This window comes from Streptomyces sp. NPDC102259 (assembly GCF_044766465.1).
GTDB lineage: Bacteria > Actinomycetota > Actinomycetes > Streptomycetales > Streptomycetaceae > Streptomyces.
In genome coordinates this window covers 217,931-229,532 of the sequence record NZ_JBIWMA010000004.1, presented here as the reverse complement: position 1 = coordinate 229,532, position 11,602 = coordinate 217,931, and the positions used below count along the sequence as shown (strand labels likewise).

General features: G+C 72.0%; 12 protein-coding genes. 7 read left to right on the top strand and 5 right to left on the bottom strand.

Going from position 1 to position 11,602, the window contains the following annotated elements; genetic code table 11:
* Positions 1–521: 521 nt before the first annotated feature.
* Complete coding sequence (locus ACIRPU_RS12900; protein WP_403866243.1) at positions 522–803, bottom strand: MFS transporter; 282 nt, start codon at positions 801–803, stop codon at positions 522–524.
* 147 nt (positions 804–950) lie between these two features.
* Positions 951–1,355: a hypothetical protein gene (locus tag ACIRPU_RS12895; protein ID WP_403865612.1), complete on the bottom strand. Its 405-nt coding sequence runs from the start codon at positions 1,353–1,355 to the stop codon at positions 951–953.
* A gap of 314 nt (positions 1,356–1,669) precedes the next feature.
* On the opposite strand from ACIRPU_RS12895, the gene ACIRPU_RS12890 reads away from it, so the two are divergent.
* The 4 genes from ACIRPU_RS12890 to ACIRPU_RS12875 all read left to right on the top strand — a co-directional run bounded on the left by ACIRPU_RS12890 (position 1,670) and on the right by ACIRPU_RS12875 (position 6,016).
* Positions 1,670–3,091: a DUF2252 domain-containing protein gene (locus ACIRPU_RS12890; protein ID WP_403865609.1), complete on the top strand. Its 1,422-nt coding sequence runs from the start codon at positions 1,670–1,672 to the stop codon at positions 3,089–3,091.
* Between the two features lie 111 nt (positions 3,092–3,202).
* Positions 3,203–3,364 (top strand): hypothetical protein, encoded by a 162-nt coding sequence (locus tag ACIRPU_RS12885; RefSeq protein ID WP_403865606.1) that lies wholly within the window; start codon positions 3,203–3,205, stop codon positions 3,362–3,364.
* Positions 3,348–4,235, top strand: coding sequence for a bifunctional transcriptional activator/DNA repair enzyme AdaA (locus ACIRPU_RS12880; protein ID WP_403865603.1), 888 nt, complete (start codon positions 3,348–3,350; stop codon positions 4,233–4,235). Before ACIRPU_RS12885 ends, ACIRPU_RS12880 begins: the two co-directional genes overlap by 17 nt.
* 98 nt (positions 4,236–4,333) lie before the next feature.
* Positions 4,334–6,016, top strand: coding sequence for an FAD-binding oxidoreductase (locus tag ACIRPU_RS12875; protein ID WP_403865600.1), 1,683 nt, complete (start codon positions 4,334–4,336; stop codon positions 6,014–6,016).
* 92 nt (positions 6,017–6,108) lie between these two features.
* Here ACIRPU_RS12875 and ACIRPU_RS12870 read toward each other — a convergent pair whose 3' ends face one another.
* Positions 6,109–6,606: an Asp23/Gls24 family envelope stress response protein gene (locus tag ACIRPU_RS12870; protein WP_403865597.1), complete on the bottom strand. Its 498-nt coding sequence runs from the start codon at positions 6,604–6,606 to the stop codon at positions 6,109–6,111.
* A 233-nt stretch (positions 6,607–6,839) separates the two neighbouring features.
* On the opposite strand from ACIRPU_RS12870, the gene ACIRPU_RS12865 reads away from it, so the two are divergent.
* The gene (locus tag ACIRPU_RS12865; protein WP_403865594.1) at positions 6,840–7,034 is read left to right on the top strand and encodes a hypothetical protein; all 195 of its coding nucleotides are present in this window, start codon (positions 6,840–6,842) and stop codon (positions 7,032–7,034) included.
* A gap of 425 nt (positions 7,035–7,459) precedes the next feature.
* Entirely contained in the window at positions 7,460–7,858 is a 399-nt protein-coding gene (locus ACIRPU_RS12860; RefSeq protein WP_384110032.1) for a DUF5994 family protein, read from the top strand.
* An 84-nt stretch (positions 7,859–7,942) separates the two neighbouring features.
* Here ACIRPU_RS12860 and ACIRPU_RS12855 read toward each other — a convergent pair whose 3' ends face one another.
* Positions 7,943–9,493 carry a sensor histidine kinase gene (locus ACIRPU_RS12855; RefSeq protein ID WP_403865591.1) on the bottom strand — a complete coding sequence of 517 codons (1,551 nt, stop codon included), beginning with the start codon at positions 9,491–9,493 and terminating at the stop codon, positions 7,943–7,945.
* Positions 9,490–10,212, bottom strand: coding sequence for a response regulator transcription factor (locus ACIRPU_RS12850; protein ID WP_403865588.1), 723 nt, complete (start codon positions 10,210–10,212; stop codon positions 9,490–9,492). Before ACIRPU_RS12850 ends, ACIRPU_RS12855 begins: the two co-directional genes overlap by 4 nt.
* A gap of 141 nt (positions 10,213–10,353) precedes the next feature.
* On the opposite strand from ACIRPU_RS12850, the gene ACIRPU_RS12845 reads away from it, so the two are divergent.
* Positions 10,354–11,601 carry a DUF3500 domain-containing protein gene (locus ACIRPU_RS12845; RefSeq protein WP_403865585.1) on the top strand — a complete coding sequence of 416 codons (1,248 nt, stop codon included), beginning with the start codon at positions 10,354–10,356 and terminating at the stop codon, positions 11,599–11,601.
* Position 11,602: the final 1 nt, after the last annotated feature.

Here is an 11,602-nt window from a genome sequence, read left to right as displayed (position 1 = left end):
TCGGTTCGGGCCGCAGCTGGCAGGATCCGGAGGCAGAAGCGCATCAACCGGGCGTATCGCGGGCGACCGCGCGTCCGGCGCGCGAACCGCGCCGTCATGGCGTGGTCGACTCCGCCCGCACCGTTCGTCACCGGTCCGCACGAGGGGAGGGACCGGTGCCGAACGGTGCGGCGTGTGACGATCCTCAATTCGCGAACCCGACGACGCCTCGCGCCCGCCCACCGCCCGAACCCGCCGGACCACCGCCCGAACCCGCCGGACCACCGATCGTCGCGCCGGACCGCCGATCGTCGTGCCGGACCGCCGGCCGACCCGCCGGCCGACCCGCCGGACCGCCGCTCGACCCGGCCAGACCCTCCGCGTCCGCCGGACCGCCGCCCGACCCGCCGCCCGGCCGCCCGACCTGCCCGACTGCCGGACCGCCGCTCGACCCCGCCGAGCGTCGCGCCGGACCGCCGACCGACCGTCGGCCGACCCGCCGGACGCGGGGGGTCTGGTCGCGGTGGACGACGAAGCCCCCGTTAGCGCCGCGGGGACGATCCCGGCTGGGTCGTCGGGATTCGGTGGGTGAAGAACAGTGCGAGGAGAATGACGCAGCCGATCATGAAGGCCCGCTTGCGGCCGATCAGCGCGCCGACCTTGCCGCCGGGGATCATGAGCATCGCCATCACGAGGGTGTAGGCCGTGATCGCGCCCAGGATCCCGGTCACGGTCGAGTCCACGTCCTCGGCCACGGTGGCGATCGACACGTTCATGACGGAGCTGTCGAGCGCCATCAGGAACTGACCCGCCGCGAGTGTCAGCAGCACGATCCGCGCCGATGTCGAACTCTTGTGCCCATTCGCTGTGGGGGTCGCTGCCGCATTCTCGCCACGGTCACGCGGAACGTCTCGCGACCTGCCAGCGGGGTCAGCCGGGTGGTGGCCCGCCGCCCCGCGGCCGCTCGCGCGTCAGCGGGGGGCCGTGCACAGGGCCCAGATCACGAAGGCGTACAGCGCGATCAGGGTGAGCGACCAGACGGGGTAGTACGGGATCGACAGGAAGTTCGCGATGATCAGCAGCCCCGCGATGCCGACCGCGACGACCCGAGCCCAGGTGGCACGCGAGAAGAGGCCGACGCTCACGCCGATGGCGATCACGCCGAGGACCAGCTGGATCCAGCCCCAGCTCGTCAGGTCGAACTTGAAGACGTAGTTGGGGGTGGAGACGTAGATGTCGTCGTCGGCGATGGCCATGATGCCCCGGAACAGATCGAGGACACCGGCGATGAACAGCATGACGCCGGCGAATGTCACCAGCCCGCCGGCGGCTGCCTCGGACGTGGACGACCTGTGGTGCACCGTGCTCGTGGTCATGGCGGATTCCTCACTTCGTCGGGGATGTGCGACGTGCGGCACTGCCTCTTCGAGCCTGTGCCGTGGCCGGGGACGGGAGATCACCCGAGGCGGGTGAAGTTCGCGGCGCGGATCGCTGGTGCCCTGGAAGCGGACACACCGGCGATGCGGCGGGCGCCCGGAAGCCCGCGGCGGCCGGCGCCGACCGCGCTCCCGCCGAGGCGCGGGCACGCGGACCGCCAGTGATCGGCCGAAGGGAGCCGAAACCTCGCCATGGCCATGACCATCGCCACCGCCCCGGGCGTTCGGCGAGACCACCCCACGGAGCCGCAGCCATGACCGACAACCACCTGGACGGACACGACGTGCGGCACCGCGCCCCGCAGGAACGGGCCGCGCTCGGCAAGGCCGCGCGGGCCGACGTGCCCCGCTCCAGCCACGCCGAATTCGTGCCCGGACCGAAGCGGCCGGACCCGTTGAAGATCATCGAGAAGCAGTCGGCGACACGGCTGCCCGACCTCGTGCCGATCCGCTACGCCAGGATGTCCGAGTCGCCCTTCCGGTTCTACCGGGGGGCCGCCGCCATCATGGCGTCCGATCTCGCGAACACCCCGACGACCGGACTGCGCACCCAACTGTGCGGTGACGCCCACATGTTGAACTTCCGGCTGCTGGCCTCCCCCGAGCGGCGCCTCATGTTCGACATCAACGACTTCGACGAGACGCTGCCGGGCCCCTGGGAGTGGGACGTCAAGCGCCTGGCCGCCAGCCTCGCCATCGCGGGCCGGGCGAACGGCTTCAGCACCAAGGAGCGGGCCGCGATCGTACGGACCACCGTGCGGTCGTACCGGGAGAACATGCGGTCCTTCGCCGGACTCGGCAACCTGGCCGTCTGGTACGCCCAGTTCGACGTCGACTGGGTACGGGACCGCTTCGGCGCGGACCTGTCCGCGCGGGGCCGCGAACGCTGGGCACAGGCCGTGACCAAGGCGCTCTCGCGCGACACCCTTCAGGTCTTCGACAAGCTCACCCACGTCGTCGACGGCAGGCGCCGCATCGCCCCCGACCCACCGCTCATCACCCGTCTCGACGACCTGCTGCCCGGCGAAGGACGCGGGGGCGACGTGGAGAAGGACCTTCGCCGGCTGATCGAGCGCTACGGCCAGTCCCTCCAGTCGGACCGGCGGTACCTGCTGGAGCAGTACCGGGTGGCCGACATGGCCCGCAAGGTCGTGGGCGTCGGCAGCGTCGGCACTCGCTGCTGGATCGTGCTGCTGCTCGGCAAGGACGACGAGGATCCGCTGTTCCTCCAGGCCAAGGAGGCCGACGAGTCGGTGCTGGCGCCCTTCGCCGGGGTGAGCGCGTACCGGACGCAGGGCGAGCGGGTGGTCGCCGGACAGCGACTGATGCAGGCCACCAGCGACATCTTCCTGGGCTGGGAGCGCGTCGAGGGCATCGACGGCCGCCGACGGGACTTCTACGTACGGCAGCTGCGGGACTGGAAGTGGGTCGCCGTGTCCGAGGACATGGTGCCCCGCGGCATGCGCACCTTCGGCGCGCTGTGCGGCGCGACGCTGGCCCGGGCCCACGCCCGATCCGGCGACCGGATCGCCATCGCCTCCTATCTGGGCGGCGGCGACAGCTTCGACCGGGCGCTGGTGACCTTCGCCGAGCAGTACGCCGACCAGAACGAGCGCGACCACGACGCCCTCGTCACCGCCGTCCGGGAGGGCCGGCTGCCCGCCCAAGTGGTCTGAAGGGGTCGGAGGGCCGCGCACGGGGGCCGCGGCGCGCCGGACGGGGCTCCGCGGCAGGTCCTCCAGCGGTGCCCCACCAGGGCACCAACCGGGCTTGGCACGCTCCGGACCATGAACACGGCAGGCATCAACACGTCAGACGGCAACACGGCAGACATCAACACGGCAGCGGTGAAGTCGGCGGCGGAGAAGTCGGCAGAGGTGACCGAGGTCTGTCCGGACGCGGACGCGCGCGGGACGGACGGCAGAGGCCCGCATGTACGAGAGCGATGAGCAGCGCTGGCGTGCGGTCCGGGAGCGCGACGAGGCCGCGGACGGACGTTTCTACTACGTGGTGAAGACGACCGGCATCTACAGCAGGCCCTCGTGCGCGGCGCGGCTGGCCCGGCGCGAGAACGTGGAGTTCCACGCGTCGCTCGACGAACTCCACACGCGGGGCTACCGGCCCTGCCGTCGCTGCCGGCCGGGCGAGCGGCAGCGGAACCGGCAGCACGCCGACACGGTGGCCCGTGCCTGTCTGCTGATGGACGCGGCGGTGGATCCGCCGAACCTGGACGACCTGGCGCAGAGCGCCGGTTACAGCCGCTTCCACTTCCACCGCATGTTCAAGTCGCTGACCGGCCTCACGCCGCACACCTACTGGACGGCGGTGCGGGCCCGGCGGGTGCGGGAGATGCTGATCCGGGCGCGGACCGTCGCCGACGCGATCTACCAGGCGGGCTTCAGCACCAACGGCCAGTTCTACGCCGTCTCCTCGGCGATCCTGGGCATGACCCCGCAGGAGTTCCGCGCGGGCGGGGCGGGCGTCGAGATCCGCTCGGCCGTGGGCGTCACCGATGCGGGGCCGGTGCTCGTGGCCGTCGCGGGGAAGGGCGTGTGCGCGGTCATCGAGGGCCCGGAGGGCGCGACGCGGGCGCGACTGGCGGAGCTCTTCCCGGACGCGCGGCACCGCGCCGACGACAGGTGGCTGGTGGAACGCGTCGCCCGGGAACTGGCCCGTCCCGCGGCCCCGCATCCGGGCGCGTTTCTGCTGCCGTCGGAGGTCCGCAGGGTCTGCCGGCACGAACGGATCCGTCAGTCCCTGCGGACCCAGCTGCACCCGGCGTCCGGACCCGGCGAGATGGGGGCGCTGCGCGCCGGCTGAGCGGCGAGCCGAGTACGAGCGCAACTTTCTGAGTGCCGCGGCCCCCACCGGTCCATAGCGTGGGCGTGTCGATGCGTCGGGACGAGGGGGATGGGACGATGGCACGCCACGATCAAGGCATCCACAGGCGGAACTTCCTGGCAGGGGGTGCGGCCGCCGGAGGCGCCGCGCTGCTGACCGGGACGGGCCTGGCCACACCGGCCGCGGCGGCCGAGGGAGCCGCGGCAGCGGCGGAGCCGATCACCACGGTGACCCCTGGCGACAAGCGGTACCAGGACCTGGTGCGGGGCTACAACCAGCGCTGGTCCGCCACGCCCGAGAAGATATGCCTCGCCGAGACGACCGCGCAGGTGCAGGCCGTCGTCCAGAGCGCCGTGAAGGCGGGCAAGCGCCTCACGGTGCGCAGCGGCGGCCACTGCCACGAGGACTGGGTCTTCAACTCCGACGTACGCGTCGTCCTCGACATGGCCAAGATGAACAGGGTCTATTTCGACGCCGAGAAGAACGCCGTCTGCGTCGAGGCCGGCGCGCAGCTGCTGAACGTGTACGAGCGCATGTACCGCGGCTGGGGAGTCACCATCCCCGCCGGTGTCTGCTTCCAGGTCGGCGCAGGCGGCCACGTCAGCGGCGGCGGCTGGGGCCTGCTCTGCCGCCAGTTGGGCCTGGTGGTCGACCATCTGTACGGCGTCGAGGTGGTGACCGTCGCGGCCAACGGCTCGGTCAAGGTCCAGGTGGCGACCCGCGAGCCGAACGACCCGCACCGCGACCTGTGGTGGGCCCACGCGGGCGGCGGGGGCGGCAACTTCGGCGTCATCACCCGCTTCTGGTTCCGCTCCCCGGGGGCGGTCGGCACCGACCCCGCGAAGCTGCTTCCGCAGCCGCCCGCCGAGGTGCTGCTGCACGCAGCCTCCTGGCCGTGGGCCGAGATGACCAAGGAACGCTTCGCGCGCCTGATCACCAACTACGGCGACTGGCACGCCGAGCACCTCGCGCCCGGCACCGTCCACGACCACCTGTTCAGCGCGCTGTGGCTGACCCACAAGTCGAGCGGCTACATCGGCCTGGTCACCCAGCTCGACGCGACCGTCCCGGACGCGCGGCGGGTACTGGACGACTTCCTGGCCGCCATGACCGAAGGCCTGGACGTCGCGAGCGAGCCGATGGTGACCCACATGGGCGAGATGGCGGCCCTGCCCGACTTCGCCGAGCCGCGCCGGATGTCGTGGCTCCAGGCCGCCCGCTACGCCGGCACCACCAACCCGACGCTGAACGACCCCAGCCTGAACAGCGACAACAAGTCCGCGTACTACCGCACGGCCATGCCGGCGGCGCAGATCGACGCGTTCTACGAGCACCTGACGCGGGACGACCTGGCCAACACCACGGCCAACGTGCAGCTGAGCTCCTTCGGCGGCAGGATCAACGCCGTCGCCCCGGACGCCACCGCCTTCCCGCACCGCGAGGCCGCGTACAAGGCGGCCTGGTCGATCTGGTGGACCGACCCGGCCGACGAGGCCGACTCGCTGCGCTGGATGCGCGAGTTCTACCACGGCGTCTACGCCGGCACGGGCGGCGTCCCGGTCATCAACGACGTGACCGACGGCTGTTACGTCAACTACCCCGACATCGACCTGAGCGACCCGACGTACAACACGTCCGACGTCCCTTGGTACGAGCTGTACTACAAGGACAACTACGCCAAGCTCCAGCAGGTCAAGAAGACGTACGACCCGCGCGACTTCTTCCGCCACAGCCAGTCGGTCAGGCTCCCGACGACCTGACGCGCGTCAGCCGCCGGTGACACCGGTGACGGCGGTGCTCGGTGATCCGTCGACGTGGAGGGCGAGGACGTCGGGGCGGGCGTGGCGGCCGTTCATCTCACGCGGCCCTCGCCGGCTCCGGAGTCCTCTCCCTCGTCCTCCTCGTCGGGAAGGTGGACGTCGTCGACGGTGATGTTGACCTCGACGACCTCCAGGCCTGTCATCCGCTCCACGGCGCCGATGACGTTGGAGCGCACGTCACCTGTCACGTCGACGATGGGGACGCCGTACTCGACGACGAGGTTCAGGTCGACCGCGGCCTGGCGCTCGCCGACCTCGACCTTCACCCCGCGCGTGACGCCTCCGCCACCGCCTCCGCCGGGGACGCGTTCCCGCATGGCGCCGAGGGCGCGGGCCATGCCTCCGCCGAGATGGTGGATGCCCGGCACCTCACGGGCGGCCATGCCCGCGATCTTGGCCACCACGCCGTCCTCGATGGTGGTCCTGCCTCGAGTCTGCGCCGGCGCCCCGGCTCCGGTACGGCCCTTCAGCGTGCTCACGCCCGCTTCGGACCGACCGGCCGAGCCGACGCTGGTGGTGTTGTCCGTCATGGGGATCGCCTCAGCCTTGTCCGATGTGCTGTGCGGACCCCGGGTACCCGCTCCTCCCGAGCCGCGAAACGCGATCGGCGTCATCGAAGCGGGGCCGTTCCTCCGGCGTCGTTCCGGGGCGCGGGGGAGTAGTTTGGGGGAGCGAGGATCCTTCGTACACCGGCGTTCAGGCCGGTCTCGTCCTCCTGGTTCGACCACACCGGGTGCTTCGCGCTCGAGGCAGGTTCCGCCTTATGGCCGCTGAAGCAGCTCACCTGCCCGATCGTGCCCCGGCCGCGCCGAGCATGTCGCCGTACCCGGCGGTCGCCCGGCAGGTCGCCGACGCGCTCCGCTGGTTCTTCGCCTGCGACGAAGCCGGCGGCTCTCCCGCGGGGTACGAGGACGACGACTCGCGCGGGCAGCCCACCGCGTACGGCAGGAGGAGCTGACCCCCGCCCCCGCGGCGTCCGTCACCCGCGGATTCCGTGCCCTGCGGATTCCGTCCCGCGCAGAGGCAGCGCGTTCCCCGTCCGCGCCTTCGCCGGTCTTCGCCGGCCGTCGCCGGAGCGGTTCACCTTCAGCGAGGTTCTCTCCGCCGCTTTCATCCGCGGCGTCGAACGCCCTGGTCGGGTGCACGACGCGCGGCACACGACGGGCGGTGCACGACGGGCAGTGCACGACGGGCGTCGGCCCGCTCGGGCCCGGATCGCCGCGCGCCGGGCCAGAACCCGCGCGCCGGGCCAGAACCCGCGCGCCCGCCGATCACCGCCCACCGACCACCACCCGCCGATCACCGCCCCCCGGATCACCGCCCAGCGACCATCGCCCACCGCCGACTGATCCGACCGCCGTACGGCAGCCGACAGGAGCAGATATGACCACCGCACTCGATCCCCCGCTCCCCTCCCATCCCCTCCTCCGCCTGAGCCTGGCGCCCCGCGGCACCATGCCACGGCCCATCGACGGCGCATGGTGGCCCCGCTCCTACGACCTGCTCGCCGAACTCCCCCGTCTCCTCGGCGGACTGCCGCCCGAGTGGGGCCAGATCACCAGCGTCACCGTCAGCGGGGCGAAGTGGTCCGCGACGCCGGGCCGGACACTCGTCTGCAATCAGGTCGTACGACTGCGCAGAACCGTGACGGCGTCCGCCCCGGACACCGTCGTCCTGCTCGCGCCCGGCCGAGGGCGCTGGGATCTGCTGGTGGTCCCTCCGGACACCACCGAGCAGTCCGCACGGTCGTCCATGGCCGCCGCGGCCGACGGTCGCTCCTGACATCGACCCGCGCACGGACCGGCCCGCGACGGACGGACCGGCACGCGACGGACGGTCCGGCGCGACGGACGGACGGCGGTGCGGTCAGTCCGGTGTCGAGTCCGGTGTCGCGGTCTTCGTCCGTGGGCGGGTGGCCGGCAGGAGACGTGAGCGGCTCACGGTGAACCCCACCACGGCGCCACCGCCGGGCTGCGTACCCGCCGACACCGATCCGCCGTGCGCCTCCGCGACGTCGTGGACGATGGCGAGGCCCAGTCCGGAGCCGGGCAGAGCGCGAGCGCTGTCGGCCCGGTAGAAGCGGTCGAACACCCGGCTGGTGTCATCGGCGGCGATGCCGGGCCCCCGGTCGCGGACGGTGATCGCTCCCTGGCGGATGTGCACCTCGATGGGCTCGCTGCCGTCGGCGTCGAACTTGGCGGCGTTCTCCAGCAGATTGCCCACCGCGCGTTCGAGGCCGTGGGAGCTGCCGCGCACCACGCAGTCGTACGCGTCCACGTGGACCAGGCGTCCGGTGCGCCGGTACACGCGCCGCGCCGCTCGGCGCGCCACCTCGGCCAGGTCCACGGGTTCCTCGGTCTCCCCGCGGCGGCCTGCCAGTGCCAGTTCGACGAGTTCGTCGACGAGATGACCGAGTTCGCGGGTCTCGTTCTGGACGTCGTCGAGGAGTCGGTCGCGGGAGTCGGGGGACAGCTCGGCGACGCGGTGCAGCACGGTGGCGTTGGCCAGCAGGCTGGTCAGCGGGGTCCGCAGCTCGTGGGCGGCGTCGTGCACCAGCCGTTCCTGGGCCTCGCGGGCGGCGACGATGCGACCGAGCATCCTGCTGAAGGAGGCGGACAGCCGTCCGACCTCGTCGCGCCCGCCCGCCGGTTCCGAGGCGTCGTAGCCGAGCCGGCCGTCCGTGCTGACCTCTTCCGCGACTTCGGCCAGCCGGGCCAGGCGTCGGGTGACCCGTCCGGCGAGCAGTCGGCCCGCGGCCGCCGCGACGAGCATGACCGCCAGGCTGACCGCCGCGATCTGTCGCGCCATGCCGGCCAGCACGTCGCGGGTCTGGTCGATCTGGACCGCCACCTGCAGGGCGCCGCGGCTCTCGCCGAGAGCGGTCGTCAGCAGGCGGTAGCTGTGGCCGCCCGCGTCGATCTCGGTGATGTCGGACTGCCCGGCCTCGCCGGTGGCGGCGAGGGCTCGCGCGGTGTCGGACACCGGCAGCTGCTCCAGCGGGCCGCTCAGGCGGATGGGCCGACCGTCCCGGGCCACGGCCTGGAGGACCGGCTGCGGTGCCGCATCGCCTCCCGGGGCGGGCAGGTCCGGTCCGGGAAAGGGGGCGGGCCTCCGGCTTTCGGGACTTCCGCTTTCGGGTCTTCCGCTTTCGGGACTTCGGCCTTCGGGACTCAGGCTGGCAGGACTCTGGCTGACGGGGCTCTGGCTGACAGGGCTCCGGCCGGCCGTGTCGGACGGAGCCTGCTCCTCGCGTTTCTCCATGCCACGGGTCAGGGCCACGGTGGTCGACCGCAGCGTCCGGTCGACCTCCGCGAACACGCTGTCGGAGGCGGCGAGGTAGCTCAGCGCACCGACCGTCACCGCCACCACGGCGCCGACGGCGGCGAAGGCGAGCGCGAACCGCGAGCGCAGGCTCATGGCCGCCGCGCCGCGTAACCCACGCCGCGTACCGTGCGGATCAGGTCGGGCGCTCCGGCCTCGGTGAGCTTGCGCCGCAGGTAGCCGATGTAACCGGCGAGGTTCTTGGTGTCCACACCGGCGTCAGGACCCCAGACGGCCCGGTAGATCGCCGCATGGTCCAGTACGAGACCCTCGTCGCGCACCAGAAGCTCCAGCAGGTCGAACTCGGTCCTGGTCAGCCGGATTTCCGCCGCCCCCCACCAAGCGCGGCGCGTGCCGGGGGAGACGCGCAGTGCCGCCATCCGCAGCACGTCGACCGGGCGCTCGCGCTCCTCGGCCTCCTCGGCCGGTGAGGCGGACGACGCCGTCAGCACGGCCCGGCGCAGGAGCGCCCTCAACCGCGCGAGCAGCTCGGGCACTTCGAAGGGTTTGGGCAGGTAGTCGTCGGCGCCGGCGTCCAGGCCGTTCGCCCGGTCGGGGATCCCGGCCCGTGCGGTGAGGATCAGCACGGGGGTGCGGTCACCGTCGGCGCGCAGCACACGGCACACGGCCACACCGTCGATGTGCGGCATCATCACGTCGAGGACGAGCGCGCTGAAGGAGTCCCGGCGGGCCAGGACCAGGGCCTCCACGCCGTCGCCCGCGGTGACGACGTCGTACCCCGCCAGCTCCAGTGCTCGCTCGACGGCTTCGCGGACGGCACGATCGTCGTCGGCCACGAGGACACGCTCCGGCATGCGCGCATGGTCGCACAGCGTCCTGTGAGCCCGCTTCTCAGCCAAGCCCGCTTCTCATCCAATTCCGGACTGGCTCCGGCCGCGCTCTGAGACCGCTCTCCCACGATGGATGACTCCACCCCCTCACGTCAGAGGAGTCCCATGTCCTCCCACACCCGCCCCGTTCTGCGCCGGCCCGTGGTGCTCGCCGCGTGCCTCAGCGTCGCCCTCGGCACCGTCGGCTATCTCGCCTTCGATCCGGGGTCCGCCTCGGCGGCGGTCGCCAAGCAGGCGGTCCCGGCCTCCGCGGCCCGCACCGGAGCCGGTGGCGCCAACACCGCCCAGGTCGTGAAGGCCGTCAACGCCTTCCTCGCGACGTTGTCCGACGAACAGAAGGACGCCGTCCTCTACGACTTCGACGACGAGGCGAAGAAGACGGGTTGGTCGAACTTCCCGACGCCCGTCGTCGAGCGCAACGGGCTGAAGCTGGGCGACCTCACCGACGCACAGGACGCGGCGGCCATGAAGGTCATGGAGGCGGCGCTCAGCAAGCAGGGCTACGAGGAGCTCGTCGAGATCCGCACGGCGGACGACTACCTCGGCTCGCTGTCGGACACGGGGGACGGCTCGTCGGCCACTCCGACCATCACGCCTACCGCCACACCGACCACCACGCCCACCGCCACTCCGACCGCCTCGTCCACCGCCACGCGCACGCCGCCCTCCGGCGCACCGACCGGCGGGCCGGGCGGCGGCGGTGGTGGTGGCGGTGCCAACTTCGGCTCGGAGTGGTACTACATCTCCTTCTTCGGACAGCCCAGCAAGACCGGCGAGTTCACCGTCCAGTACGGCGGCCACCACGCGGCGTACAACATCACCTACGCCGGGAACAACGTGACCATGTCACCCACGCTGACCGCGGTCGAACCGGAGGAGTTCATCTGGAACGACAAGGCCTACGCTCCGCTCGCCGACAAGCGGGCCGCCACCGTCGGCGCCGTCCAGTCGCTCACCGCCGACGAACTGGCCGCCGCCGAGATCGACGGCAGCTTCGACGACCTCTACCTCGGCCCGGGCAACGACGGTCCCTTCCCGACCGAGCCCGAGGGCGTCCTCGTCAGCAGCCTCACCAAGAAGCAGCAGGCGAAGGTCACCGCGATGCTGCGCACCTGGGTCGACGACCTGGACGAGCAGGCCGCGGCGCGGCTCCTGACCAAGTACGTCTCCGAGTACGACGAGACGTACATCGGGTGGAGCGGCGGAACCACCATCGACAACGACCAGACGTACGTCCGTCTCGACGGGCCGTCCGCCTGGATCGAGTTCTCCAACCAGCCCGGCGCCTCGACCGACGAGATCCACCAGCACACGATCTTCCGGGACGAGACCTCCGACTACGGCTGGGAGTAAC

What these genes read in the sequence shown, in the direction of transcription:
- ACIRPU_RS12845 (WP_403865585.1), top strand. Translation starts at nt 10,354, where the DNA reads ATGTCCTCCCACACCCGCCCCGTTCTGCGCCGGCCCGTGGTGCTCGCC.
- ACIRPU_RS12850 (WP_403865588.1), bottom strand. Translation starts at nt 10,212, where the DNA reads ATGCCGGAGCGTGTCCTCGTGGCCGACGACGATCGTGCCGTCCGCGAA.
- ACIRPU_RS12860 (WP_384110032.1), top strand. Translation starts at nt 7,460, where the DNA reads ATGACCACCGCACTCGATCCCCCGCTCCCCTCCCATCCCCTCCTCCGC.
- ACIRPU_RS12875 (WP_403865600.1), top strand. Translation starts at nt 4,334, where the DNA reads ATGGCACGCCACGATCAAGGCATCCACAGGCGGAACTTCCTGGCAGGG.
- ACIRPU_RS12865 (WP_403865594.1), top strand. Translation starts at nt 6,840, where the DNA reads ATGGCCGCTGAAGCAGCTCACCTGCCCGATCGTGCCCCGGCCGCGCCG.
- ACIRPU_RS12890 (WP_403865609.1), top strand. Translation starts at nt 1,670, where the DNA reads ATGACCGACAACCACCTGGACGGACACGACGTGCGGCACCGCGCCCCG.
- ACIRPU_RS12870 (WP_403865597.1), bottom strand. Translation starts at nt 6,606, where the DNA reads ATGACGGACAACACCACCAGCGTCGGCTCGGCCGGTCGGTCCGAAGCG.
- ACIRPU_RS12855 (WP_403865591.1), bottom strand. Translation starts at nt 9,493, where the DNA reads ATGAGCCTGCGCTCGCGGTTCGCGCTCGCCTTCGCCGCCGTCGGCGCC.
- ACIRPU_RS12880 (WP_403865603.1), top strand. Translation starts at nt 3,348, where the DNA reads ATGTACGAGAGCGATGAGCAGCGCTGGCGTGCGGTCCGGGAGCGCGAC.
- ACIRPU_RS12895 (WP_403865612.1), bottom strand. Translation starts at nt 1,355, where the DNA reads ATGACCACGAGCACGGTGCACCACAGGTCGTCCACGTCCGAGGCAGCC.
- ACIRPU_RS12885 (WP_403865606.1), top strand. Translation starts at nt 3,203, where the DNA reads ATGAACACGGCAGGCATCAACACGTCAGACGGCAACACGGCAGACATC.